This is a genomic window from Shewanella woodyi ATCC 51908 (assembly GCF_000019525.1).
GTDB classification, from domain to species: Bacteria; Pseudomonadota; Gammaproteobacteria; order Enterobacterales; family Shewanellaceae; genus Shewanella; species Shewanella woodyi.
Map to the genome: position 1 here is coordinate 3,999,455 of NC_010506.1, position 22,366 is coordinate 4,021,820.

General features: G+C 44.7%; 17 protein-coding genes. 1 reads left to right on the forward strand and 16 read right to left on the reverse strand.

Annotated elements, in window-relative coordinates:
- Positions 1 to 78: 78 nt before the first annotated feature.
- Together SWOO_RS16790 and SWOO_RS16795 are read right to left on the reverse strand one after the other, a co-directional pair.
- The gene (locus SWOO_RS16790) at positions 79 to 1,914 is read right to left on the reverse strand and encodes a DUF885 domain-containing protein (protein ID WP_012325868.1); all 1,836 of its coding nucleotides are present in this window, start codon (positions 1,912 to 1,914) and stop codon (positions 79 to 81) included.
- 115 nt (positions 1,915 to 2,029) lie between these two features.
- Complete coding sequence (locus SWOO_RS16795) at positions 2,030 to 3,991, reverse strand: cation:proton antiporter domain-containing protein (RefSeq protein ID WP_012325869.1); 1,962 nt, start codon at positions 3,989 to 3,991, stop codon at positions 2,030 to 2,032.
- Between the two features lie 183 nt (positions 3,992 to 4,174).
- Between SWOO_RS16795 and dgcS the strand changes: the two genes are divergently transcribed.
- Entirely contained in the window at positions 4,175 to 5,056 is an 882-nt protein-coding gene (gene dgcS / locus SWOO_RS16800) for a diguanylate cyclase DgcS (protein ID WP_012325870.1), read from the forward strand.
- On the opposite strand, the gene tilS is transcribed toward dgcS, so the two are convergent.
- The 14 genes from tilS to frr form a co-directional block, all read right to left on the reverse strand.
- Positions 5,053 to 6,465, reverse strand: coding sequence for a tRNA lysidine(34) synthetase TilS (gene tilS, locus SWOO_RS16805; protein ID WP_012325871.1), 1,413 nt, complete (start codon positions 6,463 to 6,465; stop codon positions 5,053 to 5,055). The two genes, dgcS and tilS, sit on opposite strands and share 4 nt — an antisense overlap.
- 2 nt (positions 6,466 to 6,467) lie before the next feature.
- Positions 6,468 to 9,941: a DNA polymerase III subunit alpha gene (gene dnaE / locus SWOO_RS16810; RefSeq protein ID WP_012325872.1), complete on the reverse strand. Its 3,474-nt coding sequence runs from the start codon at positions 9,939 to 9,941 to the stop codon at positions 6,468 to 6,470.
- A 108-nt stretch (positions 9,942 to 10,049) separates the two neighbouring features.
- Entirely contained in the window at positions 10,050 to 10,691 is a 642-nt protein-coding gene (gene rnhB, locus SWOO_RS16815) for a ribonuclease HII (RefSeq protein ID WP_012325873.1), read from the reverse strand.
- A gap of 2 nt (positions 10,692 to 10,693) precedes the next feature.
- Positions 10,694 to 11,848 carry a lipid-A-disaccharide synthase gene (lpxB, locus tag SWOO_RS16820; RefSeq protein WP_012325874.1) on the reverse strand — a complete coding sequence of 385 codons (1,155 nt, stop codon included), beginning with the start codon at positions 11,846 to 11,848 and terminating at the stop codon, positions 10,694 to 10,696.
- 175 nt (positions 11,849 to 12,023) lie between these two features.
- On the reverse strand, positions 12,024 to 12,791 hold the full coding sequence (gene lpxA / locus SWOO_RS16825) for an acyl-ACP--UDP-N-acetylglucosamine O-acyltransferase (RefSeq protein ID WP_012325875.1): 768 nt from the start codon (positions 12,789 to 12,791) through the stop codon (positions 12,024 to 12,026).
- Entirely contained in the window at positions 12,788 to 13,246 is a 459-nt protein-coding gene (fabZ, locus tag SWOO_RS16830; protein WP_012325876.1) for a 3-hydroxyacyl-ACP dehydratase FabZ, read from the reverse strand. Before fabZ ends, lpxA begins: the two co-directional genes overlap by 4 nt.
- A 29-nt stretch (positions 13,247 to 13,275) precedes the next feature.
- Positions 13,276 to 14,301, reverse strand: coding sequence for a UDP-3-O-(3-hydroxymyristoyl)glucosamine N-acyltransferase (gene lpxD / locus SWOO_RS16835; RefSeq protein ID WP_012325877.1), 1,026 nt, complete (start codon positions 14,299 to 14,301; stop codon positions 13,276 to 13,278).
- A gap of 19 nt (positions 14,302 to 14,320) precedes the next feature.
- Positions 14,321 to 14,815: an OmpH family outer membrane protein gene (locus SWOO_RS16840; protein WP_041418226.1), complete on the reverse strand. Its 495-nt coding sequence runs from the start codon at positions 14,813 to 14,815 to the stop codon at positions 14,321 to 14,323.
- 67 nt (positions 14,816 to 14,882) lie between these two features.
- Positions 14,883 to 17,366: an outer membrane protein assembly factor BamA gene (gene bamA, locus SWOO_RS16845; RefSeq protein WP_012325879.1), complete on the reverse strand. Its 2,484-nt coding sequence runs from the start codon at positions 17,364 to 17,366 to the stop codon at positions 14,883 to 14,885.
- Positions 17,367 to 17,397: 31 nt separating this feature from the next.
- On the reverse strand, positions 17,398 to 18,783 hold the full coding sequence (gene rseP, locus SWOO_RS16850; RefSeq protein ID WP_012325880.1) for a sigma E protease regulator RseP: 1,386 nt from the start codon (positions 18,781 to 18,783) through the stop codon (positions 17,398 to 17,400).
- Between the two features lie 19 nt (positions 18,784 to 18,802).
- Positions 18,803 to 19,990, reverse strand: a complete 1,188-nt coding sequence (gene ispC / locus SWOO_RS16855; protein ID WP_012325881.1) for a 1-deoxy-D-xylulose-5-phosphate reductoisomerase — start codon at positions 19,988 to 19,990, stop codon at positions 18,803 to 18,805.
- A 4-nt stretch (positions 19,991 to 19,994) separates the two neighbouring features.
- Positions 19,995 to 20,852: a phosphatidate cytidylyltransferase gene (locus tag SWOO_RS16860; protein ID WP_012325882.1), complete on the reverse strand. Its 858-nt coding sequence runs from the start codon at positions 20,850 to 20,852 to the stop codon at positions 19,995 to 19,997.
- 15 nt (positions 20,853 to 20,867) lie between these two features.
- The gene (gene uppS, locus SWOO_RS16865) at positions 20,868 to 21,662 is read right to left on the reverse strand and encodes a polyprenyl diphosphate synthase (RefSeq protein ID WP_012325883.1); all 795 of its coding nucleotides are present in this window, start codon (positions 21,660 to 21,662) and stop codon (positions 20,868 to 20,870) included.
- 80 nt (positions 21,663 to 21,742) lie between these two features.
- Entirely contained in the window at positions 21,743 to 22,300 is a 558-nt protein-coding gene (frr, locus tag SWOO_RS16870; protein WP_012325884.1) for a ribosome recycling factor, read from the reverse strand.
- Between the last annotated feature and the right edge of the window lie 66 nt (positions 22,301 to 22,366).

Below are 22,366 nucleotides of genomic sequence, written 5' to 3' on the forward strand. Positions count from 1 at the left end.
CGCTCCTTTAACGAAAAAAGCAAAGCACTAGGGAGTAAACTAGGGCTTTGCTTTTTAATTCTAACTAGTTGAACAGATTTAAACTCGGCTTACTGCGCTTCCCTGAGCAATGTATTTATCAACCAAGCGCTCCAAGATATCCAGAGGAACAGGGCCATTTTTTAAGACCACATCATGGAAATCTTTAAGGTTAAACTTTTCACCCAATGCTAACTTGGCCTTTTCGCGCAGAGCTAAAATTTTCATCATCCCTACCTTGTAAGAGGTAGCTTGGCCCGGCATCACGATATAACGCTCAATTTCAGAAATCACGTCTGTCTCGGCCATTCCAGTATTGAGTTTCATATACTCAATAGCCTGCTCCCGCGTCCAACGTTTCTCATGGATCCCTGTATCGACAACTAAGCGCACACCTCGGAAAAGTTCTGCCTGCAGACGGCCGATATTATCGAAAGGATCATCCTGAAAACCTAACTCCCAAGCCACTTGTTCAGAGTAGAGTGCCCAACCTTCAGTATAAGCAGTAAAAGGCGCCATCTTACGAATAAAAGGCATCCCTTCCAGCTCCATCGCCACCGCTACCTGAAAGTGATGACCGGGAATCGCTTCATGATAAGCCAAGGTTCGCATACCGTATTTAGGCGTTGCTTTAATATCGTAAAGGTTGGCAAAAAATCGACCAGGACGGCTACCATCAATAGCTGGCTGTTGATAATAAGCACCTGGAGCGGTTTTTTCCTTAAACTCAGGAATACGTACCACCTCCATACCAGCTTTAGGTCGGATACGGAAAGCATCATCGAGTCCGGCATTGATCTCATCAAGGATCTTTTGGTAATCAACTAATATCTGCGCTCGGCCCTCATCACTATCTTCATAGTAGAATTTAGGATCTGCTGCTAATGTTTCGATTGCTTGAGAAAAACCAGCCGAAGTATCAAACCCTTCGCCCTTGAGAATGGCCATTATCTCACTTTGAATACGTGCTACCTCAGATAGACCCATTTGATGGACCTCATCAGCACTATAATCGGTTGTGGTAAAGAAGTTCAGCGAGAGTTGATAGGCTTTATCACCATTTGGCAAACGCCATAAACCATCATCGCTGCCAGCCTTACCAGCAATACCAGCAAAGTAATCGATAAATAGTCCATATGCAGGGTAGACGTACTCTCGAATATTCTCTTCGGCCTGAGCTAACAGCTCCGCTTGCTCCTTAATCGGGATCTCTTTAGCTTCTGCAAGCTTAGTTTCCAATGAGGTATAGAGAATATTTTCGCTAATTGGCGTTTCAACAAAGTCTGTCATCTCAGTAAGGACACGGTCGATAACGAAACGAGGAGGGATGATCCCATTCTGCTCTCTGAGCCTTAACCCTAATAGATTCTGTTCAAACTTGAGTTTCACTTTCTCTAATCTGGATAGATAATTTTCAGCATCTTCAACGGTTTCTACTCTATGCTGTGCTTCCATAAAGCTAGGGTAACCATTTTGCACACCAAACAGCTGATTCACTGGATAGTTATGATAGCGATATGCTTTAGCTTGCGAGGAAAAATCTAACAGATATAGGGCTATCTCTTTCGATAATAGTTGGTTTTCATCTAACCCTGAATCTTCATAGCTCAGTAAAGTTTCATGTATGGTATCGAGCTGAGCAAATAGCTCATCTCCCTTTTCAGGCCTATCATCATCTAACTCAGCGTTGTGACCCTTAATACCCACCGACTCCAGAAATCCCAGTGACGTTAAGGTTTCAGGACTATCAAATGCGATTTTAATTAAGGTGCGATCTAAAAACGCACGAAAGAAAAACGGCTTCTTGGCATACCACTCGTGTGCAGCCAGCGCCGTTCCGCTGAGCAGCAAAATCAGCAAGCCCAAACCAGTATACTTTAGTATTTTTTTAAACATGACATTCCCTGTTACTCATTTTATCGCAACTAGGCTAACACCATATCCAACTTGTTAACAGGGTGTAACACCAGCGAAAAGTAACAAGATATTGAAAATGAGCCACCTATCCTCGCTATCCCTGTAGGAGGTAATGCTCCGCTTTCTCTATTCGACGTGGCTTTCCAAGTAAAATAAGCGTATCGGCAGAACGGATCTTCCAATCCATTTCAGGCTTTTCTATCTCAGCGCCGCAACGTCTTACCGCTCGAAGCTCAACCCTGAGCTTACCCCAAGGGATCTCACCAAGTGTGAGACCAACAGCATGCGCGCCCTTAGGAAGCGCCACGGCGTGAAGATGCTCTAAGGTAATATCAGTTTCTGAACCGGAGAAGAAACCATGGAGGTACTGATAGTGATTACGACGTTCAAACTCAAGCCTTTTTAAAATACGGGTTAAAGGTACACCACACTGATAGAGTACTTGAGACACCAACATCAAACTTCCCTCTAAACTCTCAGGAATTACCTGACTGGCCCCTGCAGCTTCAAGCTCCTCAAGGTTGCTATCATCACGTGTTCTCACTAAAATTTTTGCATCGGGAGCAAGGTAGCGACACAGAGGTAGCACCTCCTCAAGGATCCGGCTATCACTGAAAGTTAAGACGATAAGCTTCGCCTCTTTGATTCTGGCTTGCTTTAAGATACTGCGCTTACACACATCACCAAAGTAAACAGGCTCCCCCGCTTTTCTCGCCTCAGAAACCCGGGTAGGATCCAGATCAAGCACCAAAAAGGGCACCGCTTCTGTCTTCATAAAGCGCGCAATAGTCTGACCGACACGGCCATAGCCTAATATCAACACCAAATCCTTTTCATGGTCTTCATCATGCTCAATACTAGGTACAATCAAGGGCGCCTCAATCTCTTTTGGCCTAACCCCCTGCATAACTCGAGCAATATCGACGCTGTGGCGTACCAGCCAAGGAGCAAGCGCCATTGAGAGAACGGCTACCATCACAAGCTTAGTGCTTAACACGATATCTAAAAGGTGATAATTAACCGCCAGTGCCAACACAACAAAACTAAACTCCCCCACCTGAGCTAAAGTCAACGCCGTGGATATTGATGTTCTAAAGGATTCACGGGCAAAACGTAGCAGAGCAAAAATCACCCAAGCTTTACCTAAAATAACCGCAAACAGCAGGATTAAGATCTCTCCCCAGTAATCGACCACCAAAGAGAAGTCCAAAAGCATACCTATGGAGATAAAAAAGAGGCCCATCAGCAGATCCCTAAAGGGGCGAATATCCGCTTCAAGCTGACCTTTATACTGACTCTCCCCCAACAACATACCAGCCAAAAAGGCCCCAAGCGCCATTGAGAGGCCTAACCATTGGGTCAAAGCGCCAGTTAACAATGCCACCACTAAGGTTGAGAGCATAAAGAGTTCGTTTGAACGGGAGCGGGCTACCTCATCAAACATTCTCGGTAATCCCCATTTACCAAATGCCATTAAGGCCGCAAAGATTAAGCCGCCTTCAGCCATCGCCCAAGCAACACTCTTAAAAGAGAGCACATCTTCACCGGAGGCCAACAAGGGGAGTAAGATAAGCAGCGGCACCACGGCTAAGTCTTGAAATAACAGAACACTGACAGAGAGCTCACCATGCCTGCGCCTTAGCCAGCCCTGCTCATTGAGTAACTTCAATACAATTGCCGTCGATGACAGGGCAATCGCTGAGCCCACAACAACGGATTCAACAATGGTCAATGAACTAAGCAGGGCAATACAGGTTGCCAGAGCTGCGGTTATCACCACTTGCGCACTACCTAAGCCAAATACGGTTCGTCTCATGGCCCATAGTCTGGGCAGAGAAAACTCAAGCCCCAAACTGAACATAAGTAGAACCACACCTAACTCAGCAACTGAGTGCATCTGCTGCTGGCTAAACCAGTTGAATCCCGAAGGTCCGCTGATGACGCCAGTGAGTAGATAAGCCAAAATCGCGGGCAAACCTGCACGTCTTAATATGGCGATGGAGATGATGGCAATCACAAGCATCATTAGAACTTGGATAAGAAAGCTATGTTCCATGCTAAAAATTCTCCCAGTCAAAAAAGTGACTAACCGATTTACCTACCGACACCTGAAAGATTAACTGAATGACAAATAAAGACAAATTTAATTAACAAATATTTAGGCATGTATATTGCTTGTATTTCTCTATTGTAGAGGATTTATTATTTAAACAAGTCCGCGTAATATGGAGTGCAAATTATGGACTTTGGCTTAGCAGCAGAGTTTTCACCGGAAGAGTATCGATATCAACCTGAAATATATCAGGTGAATGATCCCGAACCTGATTTGGTGAAAATAATTCAACACTTACATGAAAGTTTAGATCCTAGGACAGTTTTTGCCTGCTTCGGCAAGATAATGGGACAATACTTGCCCATTGATGGCGTACAGATGACCTTTAAACGCCACCAATTTAACTGGGGAAGGACTCAGGGGATCAAAGTTACTCAGCAGCTCGCTTTTTCAGGAGAGGCTGCAAACTTAACATACTCACTGAAAAGCCCATTAACTCCCTCTCAATCCCAGCGATTACAGACAATGCAAACCTTAGTCTTGTTGCCTCTGTTTAATGCTATCCAGTTTCAAGATATATCACAAAAAGCCATGTATGACTCTTTAACTAAGCTTGGTAATCGACATTATTATGCCGAAAGTTTAAAAAAGGCCATTGCGACCTCTAGTCGACATGATAATCCCCTCTCTATTGTTATATTGGACTTAGATAACTTTAAAAAACTCAATGACAGTTACGGCCACCTTTTAGGTGATGAGGTACTCTCAGAGTTTGGTCAACTGCTCACTTCGGCCATCAGAGATACTGATCAGGCATTTCGTGTCGGTGGTGATGAGTTTGTGGTGATTGTCAGGGGTGATGTCAAAGCGGCAAGTGTTCTTTGTGAGCGAGTTTTAACCTCCATCTCAAGCCATAGTCTGTTTGAGAAGTACCAAGCTATGACCAGTTTAGGGGTCTCCCAATGGAAACAAGATGAGACCGCAACCGATGTTTATGAACGCGCAGATAAGGCGCTATATCGAGCAAAAGCCGCTGGTCGACGATGCTTTAAAGTCGATGAAATCTAAATCGACTCACACTCATTAGAAACAATAGCTATCGAGAAACGTAAACCCGTTTCATGCTCTGCAGATTGAAAAGAGTGCTCAACCCAATAACCAACAGCGCAGACAAGCTTTTCATTATAAAAAATAAGTGGGACTCGCTCCCTCTCCCAGGGCGGCACCCCATACTCCTGCCAAAGTTTTTTAAGTTCCCTGCCCTTTTGTCTGTTATGTGGATGGCAACGCAAACTGCCAACAGCAGAGAAACGAACCGATACCTTTTCCTCAATCAATGGCAGACGAACTCTCTCTCCCCCATCATCCTCAAGCACTTCAACTCTGATATTAGATAAGAGCGGAATGTTTATCTCTTGAACGAAATGAACTTCACTCTCAAGAGTCAGCTCAATACTCTCCAGTGATTTTGGCTTATGGGGTCTGTATGAGCTTAGGTATGCTTTCTCTCTAAACCTGCGCACCAACATATCAGCGATTCTCACTTCAAGGTTAGCATCAGGCTTAGCGGTCAGTAACTGAGACAATAACTGTTCAAGCTGGATTTGAGATACAGGGGCAAAGCCAGAGCTCTCAATATACCCTCTAAGCAACAATGCCTGCCAATTGGGAGTTTGATGGCTTAATAAGTCCAGATTTAATGCAGTTCCTTCGCCGTATGGCACCAGCTCAATGAAGTTAGGTAAGCGAGCACTTACCTCATCATCAATGACCGCTTGTTGTTGAGCACAAAGGGCTGCACTACGGCTTGCAGTCGTCGCAATAGCGCTCCATCTAGATTTTAACTTAGGGATGATCTGCAGACGTAAAAAGTTCCTGTCATACTTATCATCAGTATTACTTTCATCTTCGATATGCGGCAGAGATAGGCTCGCAGCCTTGGCTTCTATCTGCTCACGGCTGACATTCAGTAAGGGGCGGAGCAGTTGCTTATCCCCATCGAACACCTGCAATGCACCCATAGCTGACAGACCTTTAGGCCCTAGCCCACGCTTTAGTGCTAACAGGACTGTCTCTAATTGGTCATCTAAGTGGTGCGCAGTTAACAACACATCTGCACTGTCCATCAAGGACGTTATCGCCTTATAACGTGCGCGACGAGCTTCTGCTTCAATGCTAAGTCTAGGACCTGTTTTTACCTGAACCTGAACAACCTCGATCGGAAGTTGATAATCTAGCGCTTGCTTCTGGCAATGTGTTACCCAAGCATCGGCATTACGACTCAGCCCATGGTGAACATGCACTAACAGATAACGGAACTCTGGGTGCGATTTAGCATATAAGGATAGACCTTGAGCTAGTACTTCTGAGTCAACCCCTCCGCTGTAAGCCAGTACTAACTTAGCACCAACATTGATCTTCGCAGACTTAATACTCTCTTCAATCAAGGCTGATGTATTAAAACTAGGCTCGGTCATGATTAAAATAAGATCCTGACTTTACCCGCACCAGTTAATGTTTCCAACGCTAACATCAGCTCATCCGTTGGATTAACTCGCCAGCTATCCCCTAGCTTAAACTGGGCTTTAGCCTGAGGTTGGCTATAGTTGACCATGATAGGTACCGCACCGTTTTTCCAAGGTTCAATCGCCCCCTGAAACTGATCGAGCCAATCGGTGGATATAGCATGACTCTCGATATCAACCTCAACGGCACTGGCAAAGTGGCTACGTGCTTCCCCCATATCGATAATGTTTCTAGCGGTCATGCGGTTGCCGCCAGCAAAATCATCGAAACTGACTTCGCCTTCGATAATGAGGATCCTATCTTTCTCCAAAAGATGATTGAATTTTTCAAACGCTTCGGTAAATAACATCACCTCAAGGCGCGCACTCTTATCGTCTAAGGTTACCAGTCCCATCTTTGAGCCGCGCTTGGTCATCATAACGCGGGTCGCGACAACAAGACCCGCCGCCTTCATGGTTTTACCACGCTCTGTCGGATGTATATCTTTAAGACGGCATGAGGTGTAGTGCTTTAACTCTTTGAGATACTGATTGATCGGGTGACCCGTCAGGTATAAACCTAACGTCTCTCTCTCCCCCTCCAGCCAAACTTTATCAGGCCAAGGCGTGCACTCTACGAACTGCTGTTTTATATCCTCTGGATCTGAATTTAACAGACCAAACATATCGTGTTGGCCTATCGCTTCCGCTTTGGCATTTTGATCCGCAGCACGTATCGCTTCTGGCAAAGTGGCCATCATCGCTGCACGATGAGGACCTAAGGTATCTAATGCGCCAGCACAGATGAGCTTCTCCATAATGCGCTTATTGAGTTTTTTCAGATCGACACGAGCACAAAAGTCGAACAAGTCTTTAAAGGGGCCATCTTTTCGAGCAGCAAGAATTGAATCAACCGGCCCCTCGCCCACTCCTTTAATCGCGCCGATACCGTAAACGATATTGCCTTCATCATCGACGTTAAACTTAAGTAAACCCTTATTCACATCCGGCGGAAGAAGCGGCATCTCCATTCGCTCACACTCATCGACTAAAATAACAATCTTGTCAGTGTTATCCATATCTGCCGACATTACCGCAGCCATAAACTCAGCAGGATAATGGGTCTTTAACCAAAGTGTTTGATAGGACACCAGAGCGTATGCAGCCGAGTGTGACTTGTTAAAACCGTAACCTGCAAACTTCTCTACCAGATCGAAAATTTTCATCGACAATGGGCCATCGACACCATTATTGATAGAGCCCTCTTCGAAAGTACCGCGCTGTTTCGCCATCTCTTCGGGTTTTTTCTTACCCATAGCACGACGGAGCATATCCGCGCCGCCCAAGGTGTAGCCAGCAAGAACCTGTGCAATCTGCATCACCTGCTCTTGATAGAGAATAATGCCGTAGGTTGGCTCGAGCACCCACTGAAGAGACTCGTGTTGGTACTCAGAATCTGGATATGAAACCGCCTCACGACCATGCTTACGCTCGATAAAGTTATCTACCATGCCCGATTGCAGTGGACCTGGCCTAAATAGCGCTACCAGTGCGATCATATCTTCAAAGCAATCTGGTTGTAGGCGTTTAATCAGATCTTTCATCCCTCGGGATTCCAGCTGAAATACTGCCGTAGTTTCATATCGTTGTAACAGTCTAAAGCTTGCTGGGTCGTCAAGGGGAATCGACTCGATTCGAACTCGCTCCTCCCCAAGTTTATCTTTCTTGGCATTGACCATCTGCAAGGCCCAGTCGACAATAGTCAGGGTTCGCAGACCTAAGAAGTCAAACTTAACCAAGCCTGCGGTTTCTACGTCGTTCTTATCAAACTGAGTAACCGGGTTTTGTCCCTCTGCATCACAATAGATTGGCGCAAAGTCAGTGATTGTCGTCGGCGAGATAACCACACCACCCGCGTGCTTACCTGCGTTACGTGTCACACCTTCAAGGATGCGACACATATCAATAAGGTCTTTCACCTCTTCATCAGCGTCATAAGACTCCTGCAGTGCAGGCTCAACCTCAAACGCTTTGGCTAAGGTCATGCCAGGTTCTGCTGGCACCATTTTAGAGATCCGATCAACGAAACCATAGGGGTGACCGAGCACGCGTCCTACATCTCGAATAACCGCTTTTGCAGCCATGGTACCGAAGGTGATAATTTGCGACACCGCGTCGCGACCATAAAGCTCAGCAACGTGATCGATCACCTCGTCTCGTCTATCCATACAGAAATCGATATCGAAATCCGGCATAGAGACACGCTCAGGGTTAAGGAATCGTTCGAAAAGAAGCTCATACTCCAGTGGATCAAGATCGGTAATTTTAAGGGCATAAGCCACTAACGAGCCCGCACCAGAGCCTCGACCGGGACCGATAGGGATATCATTATCCTTACCCCACTGAATAAACTCCATTACGATCAAGAAGTAACCAGGGAATCCCATCTGGTTAATTACTTTAAGTTCGACATCAAGACGCTCATCATATTTAGGGCGTTTTTCAGCTCTTACTTCAGGATCAGGAAAAAGAAACTCAAGACGCTCTTCAAGTCCCTTTTCAGAAACCGCAACTAAGAAGTCCTCAATGGTAAGCTCACCTGTGGGAAAGTTAGGCAGGAAATACTCGCCTAATCTTACTGTCACGTTACAGCGTTTAGCTATCTGAACGGTGTTTTCAATCGCTTCTGGAATGTCTTCAAACAGCTCACACATCTGCTCGCTGCTTTTAAAATACTGCTCCGCACTGTATTTTTTAGGGCGGCGGGGATCGGCTAAGGTAAAACCATCAGAGATAGCTACGCGGATCTCATGGGCTTCAAACAGTTCAGGGGTATTGAATACAACTTGGTTAGTGGCAACGACAGGCAGGCCTTTGACCTCTGCAAGCTCAACTGCCATATGCAGGTAACGCTCCTCATCTGGACGTCCTGTACGCAGTAACTCAAGATAATATCTATCGGGGAAGTGGGTCTGATAAAACTCGACCAATGATTCAACCTGAGGCAAATTGCCTTTTAATAGAGCCTGACCTATATCTCCTTGGCGGCCACCAGATAGAAGAATTATCCCCTCAGAATACTTTGCTAGCCACTCATGATCGATAACCGCTCTGTCATCAATATGTCCCCTAAGATAGGCATCACTGATCAACAAGGTTAAATTCTTATAACCCTCATTATTCATCGCTAACACAGTAACAGCGCAAAGATTCTTATCAAAACCTGGGACCTTGACCCAAAAGTCCGAACCAATAAGTGGTTTAATCCCAGCCCCGTGACACGCTTCATAGAACTTTACCAAACCACACAGGTTAGTTTGATCTGTCAGTGCAACGGCTGGCATGCCAAGTTCTGATACTTTACCGATAATTGGCTTAACTTTTGCCAATCCATCTGACATAGAGAAATCACTGTGGACACGTAAATGGACAAAACTGGGATCAGACATATTTTTTAAATACTTAATATAATAAAGATGGAAGTGACAGCTTATGAAAGATTAACAGAGTCAAACAGACCAAGCCAGAGTGATAGGCTCAAGAGATAGCATGTAAACTTAGCGCTTAGCTAATCGCTCTTTTACTGGTCGAAAACTCTTTCTATGCTCGGGCAATACCCCATGTAACTCAAGTGCCTCAAAATGTGCCTTGGTCGGATAGCCTTTATGCTTTGCAAAACCATATTGTGGATACTCCATATCCAGTAGATCCATCTCTCTGTCACGTATGACCTTAGCAATAATCGACGCAGCACTAATCGCTGAGATTAAACCATCACCTTTTACCACCGCATGAGCTTCGATTCTATCTTCAGTCTCCTCGCCGTGATAAAAAGCGGGCGTACGGTTACCATCAACCAACACAGACAGAGGTTTAATATCTAATCCAGCCACTGCGCGCTGCATCGCTAGCATGGTTGCATGCAAGATATTGAGCTCATCTATCTCATCAGGTGTAGCGTGACCCACATTGATGCAAAGTGCTTTTTCATGTATTTCTGCAAATAGCAATTCACGTTTTTTTTCAGTTAACTTCTTAGAATCATTCAATCCGGTAATCGGATTATTAGGATCTAAAATAACAGCCGCAGTGACCACATTTCCCACAAGAGGTCCACGGCCAACTTCATCAACACCAGCATGGAGACCACTAGATAGGCTCTCTATCTGCTCAGGGGTAATACCTTTAAATACAGCCATTATCAGCTTGCCTCACTATTAATCAGTTTTACCACAGCATCGGCTGCCCGCTCACTGGCGTTACATCTTAGCTGCTCATGTAACTTAATAAACTTCTCCTTTAGGGGAGCAAAGTCTCTATCAAGCTGTTCACAAACAGAGCTCGCTATCAACTCAGGGGTGCAGTTTTCTTGAATAAGTTCAGTCACTAAATCCTCACCGGCCAGTAAATTAGGCAGAGAGTACTTATCTATCTGCATCATGCGCTTGGCAATGCTATAGGTCATGGCATTAACACGATACGCCACCACCATAGGACGCTTCACCAGCATAGCTTCAAGCGTTGCTGTACCTGAAGCTAATAAAATACAGTCAGCTGCAGCCATCACTTCACGTGACTGACCTTCAACCAATGTGATCTCAAGGTTAGGGGCATAAAGCTTTAATGCTTCCTCAAACTGCTCACGCCGCTTAGCGTTAACAAGAGGGGTCACAAAATGAATATCTGGATATCGCTGCTTAATGATTGACGCTGCTTTAACAAAGGGCTCCGCGAGCTGCTTAAGCTCACCGCCCCTTGAACCAGGAAGGACTGCCAAATACTCAAGTTCAGGGTCAAGTCCAAGCTGTTGACGGGCAGCACTCTTATCACTACTCATTGGAATATCGTCGGCTAAGGTATGACCCACAAAAGTACAAGGGACATCATGTCTATCATAAAACGCTTTTTCAAATGGCAACAAGGACAAAACCATATTGGTCGCTTTGGCTATCTTGAAGATACGTTTAGGACGCCAAGCCCAGACTGATGGGCTGACATAGTGAACCGTTTTAATACCACGATCTTTTAATTTTAACTCTAATCCAATATTAAAGTCCGGCGCATCGATACCGATAAAGCAGTCTGGCTTTATGGCACAGATCTCATCGATTAATGTTTTACGCACCTTCAATAATCTAGGCAGGCGAGCGAGCACCTCAACAATCCCCATCACAGCAAGCTCTTCAAAGGAGAAGAGAGACTCAAAGCCCAAAGCGTCCATTTTGGGGCCACCAATACCGATAAAGCGGGCGTTAGGATATTGTTTCTTTAGCGCCTTTATCAGACCAGCACCTAATATATCTCCAGAGAGCTCTCCGGCAACCATGGCAAATGTAGGGTGTGTAGGTTCACTCATAAGATCAGTCTTAATTACGTTTAAAAAGAGGTTAATATTAATCTATATCGACATGCACTCAGATAAGAGCGTCTATTGCTTTTCAGCCACTGTCGCAGATAGGTATCACGAATAGGCATAAAGTAAAGAGCCCGTCTATCAACGGGCTCCTATAGTTACAACTTACTGTGTACAGTTAGCGAATAATGCCACGACTGGAGCTAGTCACAAAGTCGATTAACAGCTTTACTTGTTCATCATCAGACTCTTCAGCCAAAGCGGCTACCGCCTCTTCAACTGTGTGCCCTTTACGATAAAGGGTCTTATACGCTCTTCTCACCGCCATCTGGCTCTCTTTAGAGAAACCGCGACGCTTCATCCCTTCACTGTTCAAGCCACGAGGAATACCTGGCTGGCCAGATGCCATCACAAACGGAGGAACATCTTGCAAAATAAGCGAATAACCCGCAGTAAAAGCATGGGCGCCAATATGGACAAACTGATGTACACCGGTCAAGCCACCTAAAATAGCCCAATCGCCGACATGTACATGGCCTGCAATAGAGGCATTGTTAGACATGATCACATTGTTGCCAACAACACAGTCATGGGCGATATGAACATAAGCCATAAACAGGTTGTTTGAGCCTATTCGGGTTTCACCTTTATCTTGGGTCGTGCCACGATGTATCGTCACAGATTCACGAATGATATTGTTATCACCCATGATTAGACGTGTTGGCTCACCAGCGTACTTTTTGTCTTGGCAATCTTCACCCACTGAGGCAAATTGAAATATTTTATTGCCCTTACCAATAACCGTTGGCCCTTTCACGACAACGTGAGAACTTAACCAACAGTCATCACCAATTTCAACACCTGCACCGATATAGGTCCATGGGCCGATAGTGACATTGTTACCAATTTTGGCATCAGGGTGAATATACGCTAATTTATCTATCACTTGCTGATCTCTCTACGAGCACACATGATCTCCGCCGAACAAACTAGTTCGCCATCAACCTTAACCTCACCAGTGAACACCCCTATCCCTCGGCGCTCTTTAATCATCTTAACTTCAAAATGAAGCTGATCGCCAGGCTCAACAACACGCTTGAAACGAGCCTTGTCGATACCAGCAAAATAGTACAATGAATCTTCAGACGCTTCTTTCATGGTCTTATAAGCTAGAAGGCCAGTCGCTTGTGCCATCGCTTCCAAGATAAGTACACCAGGCATCACAGGTTGAACCGGAAAATGCCCCTGGAAAAAAGGTTCATTGATAGTGACATTTTTGATCGCATGCAGCGTCTCACCAGGTGTGTAATCCAACACTCGATCAATCAATAGAAACGGGTATCTATGGGGCAAAAAGCTCATGATCTCTTTGATATCCATAGTATTTAATTGTTCTGACACTCAATATTCCTCAAACTGCCTATAAGCAGTTAATCCTCTGTTTGAACACTTTTTTCGAGCCTCTTAACTCGTTGAAATAGTTCATCTAACTGTTTAAATCTAACGGTATTTCTACGCCATAATTTATTTGGCATCGCGACACTTGTTGATGTATAAACACCTGGCTCACGAATTTCGCTAGTGACATTCGTCCCACCGGAAACATGGGTACCATCAGCAAGCGTTAGATGGCCAGCAACCGCGCTATTTCCACCTATAATACAGTATTTTCCAATCTTAGTGCTGCCCGCAATAGTAGAGTTACCTGCTATCGCAACATTTTCACCAATAATATCGTTATGAGCTATCTGTACTTGGTTATCAAGGATAACACCATCGTGGATCTCTGTATGCTCAATCGCGCCGCGATCGACTGTAGTACTGGCACCTATCTCAACACGATTACCAATACGAACACCACCGGTTTGTGGGATCTTGATCCACTGACCACGTTCATTCGCATAACCAAAGCCATCAGAGCCGAGTACCGCACCTGAATGAATAATACAATCTTGTCCAAGATGAACATTGTGGTAGATAGTCACATTAGCCCAAAGGCGGGTGCCAGATCCTAAAATAGACTCTTGACCGATAACACAACCAGGACCCACTTGAACGTTTTCACCTAAGATAACATTCTCGCCAATCACCGCATTAGCGCCAATAGCCACACCTTCACCTAAGCTTGCACTTGGATCAATGACGGCAGATGCGTGAATACCAACAGCTGACTTAGGGGTGGTATCTAATAATTGAGCAACCCTGGCAAAGCCCACATAGGGGTCATTCAAAACCAGAGCATTACCACTAAAGCCATCAAGTGCTTTTGGTGAGATCAACACCGCGCTCGCTTGAGTCGTTTCAAGCTGAGCGCGATATTTAGGGTTCGCTAAAAAAGAGAGCTGCCCTTGGGCAGCATTTTCCAGTGTCGCGACACTGGAAATAACCAGTGTCTCATCACCTTGAATCTCAGCGTCGAGAGCTTCTGCAAGCTCTCTTAACGTGTAGCTATTCATCAATAATTAGCCTTTGTCGTTAACCTTTGCTTAGAGCATCAACAACTTTATTGCTAATGTCAGCAGTTGGCTTAACATAGATCACAGCACCACGTTGCAGCACCATGTCATAGCTCTCTTTCTCAGCAATTTTGTTGATAGCTTGCTGAACCTTAACTAATAGCTTGTTCTGCTCTTCACCTTGGCGACGACGCATATCTTCATCCAGCGCCTTACCTTTAAGTTGAAGCTCAGACTTCATTGACTCCATTTTACGAACCATCTCTGTTTTCTGAGTCTCGCTCATCAATGCACCATCACGTTGTTGCTTCTCTAGCATACCGCGCAGATCTTCCTGCATCTTTTGTACGCTAGCAACACGATCGCCAAACTCAGTTTTCAGTGTTTTACTTACCTGCTCGCGCTGGGGTAACTGTTCGAAAACGGCCTGCATGTCAACAACTGCAATCTTCTCTGCCTGTGCAGCTAAAGGGGCTGCTAGTAGAACCAAAACCGTCATCGCGCGATTAAACATTTTCATCAAAAATACTCCTTGTATTCAGCAAAACTTGCCGAGATATCTTTATTTAATTAGTTAGAATTTAGAAAGTTTTACCAATATTGAATGAGAAGATCTCAGTTTGATCATCCTCATACTCTTTAAGTGGCCATGCCAGGCTAAACACCATAGGTCCCATCGGTGACAACCATTGTACACTCATACCCCATGAGGCACGGATCCGAGCCGGATCTGAGTAATCCTCTAGCTTATCAAATTCGTGAGCCGGAAGGTATCTATATGAATCATAATCAAACTCGGTGTCCCATACGTTACCCGCATCAAGGAAGAAACTGGTTCGTACTGAGTTTGTATATGCCTCATCTAAGAAAGGCGTCGGTACTATAAGCTCCATGCTAGCAGTTGCAATCGCATTACCACCAATAGAGCGACCTGAACTCACCTGGATCTGGTTAGGATCACCTGGCAAGTAACAACCATCACCCGATGGATCTGGTGAGCAAGGCTCTAAACCGCGAGTCAAATAAAATGAACGTGGCCCCACTGAGTTAGACTTAAATCCACGCAGTGAGCTACTACCACCTGAGTAATAGTTCTCCCAAAATGGTAAGATCTGATCGTTATCTTCAAACTGACCATAACCATTACCGTAACCCAAGCGTGCCTTAGTTAATAGCACAAAGCTGTGATTTCGAGTGATTGGGAAATAGAAGCTAGTATCTAAATCGGCTTTAAAATACTGCAGATCTGAACCAGGAACGGTCATTTTTGTACTTAAACGCTGTGATGAACCATCCGATGGAAAAGTCCCTCGGTTTAGCGTACTACGGTACCAGCCCAAGTTTGCTTCAAAGTTATCGAAAGAGAGAGATGCATTAGGATCGTCACTATCACGATAGATATTATAGAAACGCAGTGCTTGCTCATAAGCTGAAATTTCAGAAATTTCGTTATGACGGTAGCCTAAACCACCATTGATACGGTTATATTCGTTAATCGGGAAACCTGAGTTAACCGCAATACCATATGAGCTGTTTTTATAAGCTTCTAAGTTCGCTTCATCTGCATCAAACTCATTCCAGTAGATGCTTCCACCTAAGCTCACCCCATCTTTAGTAAAGTAGGGATCGGTGAAAGAGAGATTAACGTTCTTAGAATACTTGTTGGTATTTAAGTTAATACCCGCCTGATTACCTGTACCTAAGAAGTTGCTCTGCTGCACACCAAACTGCAGGCTCATGCCCGATTCAGTACCGTAACCAATACCCGCATTAAAGGAGCCTGATGGCTGCTCTTTCACATTAAAGGCAACATCAACTAGATCGTCAGTACCCGGAACTTGAACCGTTTCAGTATCAACAGTTTCAAAATAACCAAGTCGATTCAGACGAGCTTTTGATTGCTCAACTTGAGCTGAGTTTAACCAAGCGCCTTCCATCTGACGAAGCTCACGGCGCATCACCTCATCTTTAGTTACCTGGTTACCAGAAAAATTAATGCTACGAACATAAACTCGTTTACCCGGCTTGATGTTAACGTTCAGACTGACCTCTTTGGTCTCATCATCAATTTCTGGGAAAGTTTTCACTTCTGGATAAGCGTAACCAAAACGGCCAAGGTACTTGCCATACATCTCTTCGGCAAAGGTCACATCGGCGCCATTATAGGTATCCCCAGCTTTAATCGGAAGGATCGCTTTCATCAGCTTCTCACGTCCCATCAGGTCACCAGTTAAGTTAACCTCTTTAACCTTATACGGCTCACCTTCATTGACGTTAATCGTGATGTAGAGCCCTTTACGATCCGGCGTCATGGTGACTTGCGTAGAGGTCACATCAAAGCGGATATAACCACGGTTGTGATAGAAAGATTTGACGGTTTCAAGATCTGCTTGCAGTTTTTGTTTCTGGTAGCGACGCTCACCAAATAGATCCCACCATGCCACAAAGTCTTTTAACTCAAGCATGCCTGTCAGTTCTGCATCACTGAAGACTTCATTACCAACAAAGTTAATCTGCTTAATTTCAGCAGCTAAACCTTCGGTAAAGTTGAATTTTAACTCAACACGATTACGAGGCAAATTAATGACTTGAGCTTCTACTTTGGCGCCATACTTACCAACACCATAGTAAAAATCTTGTAGGCTTTTCTCGATACCAGACAGCATAGTGCGGTCGAGTGCTTCACCGGTTTTCACTCCGGATCCATCTAAGCTCTCCTGCAGCTGCTCATCTTTAATATCTTTGTTGCCTTCGAAAGTAACGGCACTGATTGTTGGTCTCTCTTTGACCGTAACAACCAACACCCCACCATCCCGACTCACTTCAATATGTTCAAAGTTAGTGGAGGCGTACAAGCTTTTGATCGCTTGACGAAGTTTAAGTTCATCAACAGTATCACCAACCTTGACTGGAATTGTCAGTAAGGCTGCACCAAGAGCTACACGCTGTAGACCTTGAACTTGAATATCTGTGACTTCAAAAGGCTGGAATGTATCTGCCCAACCGTTCCCTGATAAAGACGCACCGACTAATACCATCGAGGCAAAAAGTTTATTCAATCTCATAGAGCACTTCTAATTATATGTGTGTCCTTGCTCAGAGTCGGGAGAAATCATTGAAAAGCGCAATGCTCATCAACATTAGCAGCATAGCTGCCCCAAATCTGAATCCAATTTCCTGAACCTTTTCTGGTACAGGCCTGCCTGTGATCACTTCAACGAAGTAATATAACAGATGTCCCCCATCAAGCACTGGTAAAGGTAATAAATTGATAATACCTAAGTTAACGCTGATTAACGCGAGGAAACCTAAAAAGTAAACCAATCCATAGTTAGCACTACTACCCGCACCTTGTGCAATGGATATTGGTCCACTTAAATTTTTCACCGAAACGTCGCCGGAGATCAACTTGCCAATCATCTTAAAGCTGACATCGACAAGTTGCCATGTTTTATCTGCCGCTACCGCAAAAGATTCGATAAAACCATATTCCAGCTGGAGTTTCATGCTCTCAGGCCAAGCAGCTTGAGTTGGAGCGATTCCTATCACTCCCTCAATCTCGCCCTGAGCGCCTTTTCTTTCATGGGGGGTAACGATAAATTTAAGCTGCTCGCCACCACGTCTCACCATTAGCTCTACAGGTTTATTTGCAGAAGACTTTATCACTTCAACAAAGCCATCCCAACTCTGATAAGGCTCGCCATTCATTGAGACTAAACTGTCGCCGACTTCAATACCGGCAGCTGCTGCAGCACCATCTGGACTAACAAGGCCTAATACTGGTGTAATAGCAGGCCTATAGATACCTAAACCTAATGAGGTAATTGGCGACTCTTTATCTGGATCAAACTGCCAGTTTTTAGTATCTAATGTATAGGTTTTACCTAAATTTAACGGGGTTGAGTCGTTAACTTCACTGTTTTGGCTCATGGGTCTAAGCGTTAACGCTATCTCTGGATCACCAATATGACCAACTAAGGCATAGGTCACCTCTTCCCAATTTCTCACTGTTTTTCCACCCACAGAGGTTATCTGCATCGGCTCTTGCACCTGAATCAGCTCTGCAGGCGTATTCTTTGTAGTGGTATCTATGACAGGTTTGATTGATGGGACACCAATCAAATACATAAAGTACAAAGCAATAATAGCGAAAATAAAGTTAGCTAGCGGTCCTGCGGCAACGATAGCAATGCGCTGCCACACAGATTTGCGATTAAATGCCTGCTCTTTAAGCTCCTCAGGAACATCATCGACTCTCTCATCGAGCATCTTAACATAGCCGCCAAGCGGGATAAGCGCGATGACATACTCTGTCCCGTCTTTACCCACTTTACGCCAAATCGCCTTACCGAAACCGATAGAGAAACGCTCGACCCTAACACCACAGCGTCTGGCAACCCAAAAATGGCCATATTCATGTGCAGTAATTAATATACCTAACGCAATGATAAAGGAACCTAAGTTCCATAAAAAATCGATCATTCCCTTCCTCAGAGATCAGTTAAATCTTATTTACCCATTCTGAAGCATAGGTACGAGTCTGTACATCCAATGCTAAAATGTCATCAATACTGTTTAGTGCTTGTTTTGCAACCTGACTTAAACAGGTTTCATTCACTTTAGCAATATCGGTAAACTTAATTTTATTATCTAAAAACGCGGCAACTGAAATTTCATTGGCTGCATTTAATATTGTGGTGGCTTCCTGTCCTTGGTTACAAGCATCGATTGCTAATGCCAAACAGGGAAAACGAGTAAAGTCAGGTTCTAAGAAGCTTAACTGTCCGACTTTGAAAAAGTCTAAAGGTTCAACTCCAGAGTTAATTCTTTGTGGATAGGACATGCAATGTGCAATCGGTGTACGCATATCCGGGTTGCCTAACTGAGCGATAACAGAGCCATCACGGTACTGAACCATCGAGTGGATAACGCTTTGAGGGTGAATAACTACTTTCAGTTGCTCAGCCGATGCATTAAATAGCCAGCGCGCCTCAATATACTCAAGGCCCTTATTCATCATACTGGCTGAATCAACAGAGATCTTGCGCCCCATGGACCAATTAGGATGTTTACAAGCCTGAGCAGGTGTCATCTGAGGCAATGAGCTTAACGGTGATGTCAAGAACGGTCCTCCAGATCCCGTAAGCAAGATATGGGAGATCCCAGCTTCATCTAAATCACAGAAACCGATCTCTTGCTGTACTGGCTCAGGGAGTGCTTGAAAAATAGCGTTATGTTCACTGTCAACAGGCAGTACTTGAGCACCAGACTTTTTCATCTCTTCAATAAAGAGACGACCGGACATCACCAATGACTCTTTATTCGCCAAGAGTACACGTTTACCCGCTTTAACCGCTGCTAACGTAGGCACCAATCCTGCCGCCCCAACAATCGCAGCCATCACAGTATCTACACAGCTTGAAGTCACAATACTTTCAAGCTGCGACTCCCCTGTTGTCACCTCAATCTTTAAACTTGGTGACAGGCGTTCCTGCAAAGATTTTGCAGCCTGCTCATCGACCATATGCGCGACTTTGGGTCTGTACTGTTCGCATAGAGCCATCATCTTATCAACATTAGTATTAGCGACTAAGGCGTAAACTGAATATGTTTCAGGGTTACTGGCAATAACGCTGAGCGTGCTAGCGCCTATGGAGCCAGTCGCTCCCAAAATCACCATGCTTTGCATAAAGTTACATCCAAAATGCGATATAGATTAGTGTAAATATAGGCAGTGCGGCCGTTAAGCTATCAATACGATCTAGCACCCCACCGTGACCTGGTAATATCTTGCCAGAATCTTTAATCTGAGCAACACGTTTAAACATGCTCTCAGACAAGTCGCCAACGGCAGAAACCAAGGCCACAAAAAGTGTTACACAAACCAGTAAGCCTAACTCCTGCTCAGGAGAAACCTGCATTATTCCAACCACTATCAACATACTCATGGCTAAACCGCCAACTAAGCCTTCGATAGTTTTAGCTGGGCTCACATTTGGCATTAACTTAGTACGACCCAATGCCTTTCCTGCAAAGTAAGCGCCACTATCGGTTGCCCATACGACTAGCATCACTAGAAAGACAAGAGAGCCGCCATAGTATGGATCGACTTGAGTGCTCAATCCCTTAAGTGCAACAAGAGCCGTATAGCATGGGATCAATGTGAGTTGTCCAAACATAGACTTAAACATGTGACTTTTTTGCCACAATGCAGCGCTTTTAGGGAAAGATATCACCAAAAGAAATGCAACAGCCCACCAGATAGCACCAATGAGAATAATCGAAAGAAATACAGGATGAAGTTGACCTTTAAACCAAAGTTCATCACTTGGAACAAACAGATTAAGTGCTACAAGCAAAACACCTATGGTGATGGTGAAGCTCCACTGCGTCATTTGACAGCGTTTATCGATTATCTGCCCCCACTCCTTGGCTGCGATCAGAAATACACCTATAAGAGCCCAGGAGAAGTATTCTGTGGGGAGCCCAAAAATAGCCCCCAAAACCAAGGGAATTAACCAAATTGCCGTTATTATTCGTTGTTTTAGCAAAACTGTCCCTCTAAATTATTTATTTTCTTGCAACGACTCTATTTGACAGCCTGTCAAACCAAATCGACGTTGCCTTGAAGCAAAGGTCGCTACTGCCTGCTTAAAAGCATGCTCATCGAAATCCGGCCATAGCGTATCAGTAAACACTAGCTCTGCGTAGGCAGCTTGCCAGAGAACAAAGTTACTGATGCGGTAATCGCCACCTGTACGGATCATTAAATCAACTTCAGGCTGATTTTGCATGCTTAAATGTTGGCTAAGGGCCTCTTCAGTGAACTGATTGCTGTTCATTTCACCAGATTGTACTTTTTCAGCTAATGTTTTAGCCGCTTGCATGATATCCCAACGACCACCATAGTTAGCAGCCACATTGAGAACCATGCCAGTATTCTCAGCAGTTTTCTCTTCTGCCGCAGCGATCTGCTTCTGTAGTCGTTCTGAAAAACGGCTAATATCACCGATGATATTCAATCTTACGCCGTTTTTATGTAGCAACTTAATCTCTCGTTGAAGCACGGTAAAAAACAGCTCCATCAAGAGGGTCACCTCTTTATCGGGTCTACGCCAATTTTCACTCGAAAAGGCAAACAGTGTTAACGAGTCAATCCCCATCTCTCTGGCAGTACTTACCGCACGCCTCACTGTTTTTACACCCGCTTTATGCCCCATGACCCTAGGCTTACCCTGCGCCTGCGCCCAGCGACCATTACCATCCATAATGATGGCAACATGCTTGGGAATAGACAGCTTAACAAGTTCTGCGAGCTCTTCAGCAGAGAACTCAGGACCAGATTGGGAGTCGATCGACATCTATTACAACCCTTTAAATAGACAAACGCCGTGTAGTATACCTCTACACGGCGTCTGAACTCTAGTTTCTTAGTCCTAGATTAGACTTCCATCAACTCTGCTTCTTTTGCAGCCAATATCTCATCAATCAGTTTAATGTGTGCATCGGTAAACTTTTGCACTTCATCTTCACTGCGGTGTACATCATCTTCTGTACACTCTTTCTCTTTCTCTAGGGCTTTAACATCTGAGTTAGCGTCACGACGAACGTTACGAACAGCGATACGGCCGTTTTCAGCTTCAGCACGAACCACTTTGATAAGGTCTTTACGACGCTCTTCAGTTAATGCAGGAAGCGGCACTCTGATTGTTGCACCAGCAGACATAGGGTTTAGACCTAGATCTGAGCTCATGATCGCCTTCTCTACAGCTGGGATCATCGTGCTATCAAATACTGAAATAGCCAGAGTACGTGAATCTTCAATAGAAACATTACCCACTTGCTTTAGTGGCGTTAAAGAGCCGTAGTAAGGCACTTTAATCGAATCTAGTAGGCTTGGATGTGCACGGCCAGTACGAACCTTAGCCATCTGTGTCTTAGTCGCTTCAACGCATTTATCCATGCGATCCTGAGCATCTTTCTTAATTTCGTTTAGCACGTTAATTATCCTTTATAAGTCTCTGAATGCTTAATCTATCTAATCTAAAGCTAACGTATCAATGAC

Bases quoted from the DNA above. Each gene is read 5' to 3' on its own strand.
- SWOO_RS16790 (WP_012325868.1), bottom strand. From the start codon at position 1,914: ATGTTTAAAAAAATACTAAAGTATACTGGTTTGGGCTTGCTGATTTTG.
- SWOO_RS16795 (WP_012325869.1), bottom strand. From the start codon at position 3,991: ATGGAACATAGCTTTCTTATCCAAGTTCTAATGATGCTTGTGATTGCC.
- dgcS (WP_012325870.1), top strand. From the start codon at position 4,175: ATGGACTTTGGCTTAGCAGCAGAGTTTTCACCGGAAGAGTATCGATAT.
- tilS (WP_012325871.1), bottom strand. From the start codon at position 6,465: ATGACCGAGCCTAGTTTTAATACATCAGCCTTGATTGAAGAGAGTATT.
- dnaE (WP_012325872.1), bottom strand. From the start codon at position 9,941: ATGTCTGATCCCAGTTTTGTCCATTTACGTGTCCACAGTGATTTCTCT.
- rnhB (WP_012325873.1), bottom strand. From the start codon at position 10,691: ATGGCTGTATTTAAAGGTATTACCCCTGAGCAGATAGAGAGCCTATCT.
- lpxB (WP_012325874.1), bottom strand. From the start codon at position 11,848: ATGAGTGAACCTACACACCCTACATTTGCCATGGTTGCCGGAGAGCTC.
- lpxD (WP_012325877.1), bottom strand. From the start codon at position 14,301: ATGAATAGCTACACGTTAAGAGAGCTTGCAGAAGCTCTCGACGCTGAG.
- SWOO_RS16840 (WP_041418226.1), bottom strand. From the start codon at position 14,815: ATGTTTAATCGCGCGATGACGGTTTTGGTTCTACTAGCAGCCCCTTTA.
- bamA (WP_012325879.1), bottom strand. From the start codon at position 17,366: ATGAGATTGAATAAACTTTTTGCCTCGATGGTATTAGTCGGTGCGTCT.
- rseP (WP_012325880.1), bottom strand. From the start codon at position 18,783: ATGATCGATTTTTTATGGAACTTAGGTTCCTTTATCATTGCGTTAGGT.
- ispC (WP_012325881.1), bottom strand. From the start codon at position 19,990: ATGCAAAGCATGGTGATTTTGGGAGCGACTGGCTCCATAGGCGCTAGC.
- uppS (WP_012325883.1), bottom strand. From the start codon at position 21,662: ATGTCGATCGACTCCCAATCTGGTCCTGAGTTCTCTGCTGAAGAGCTC.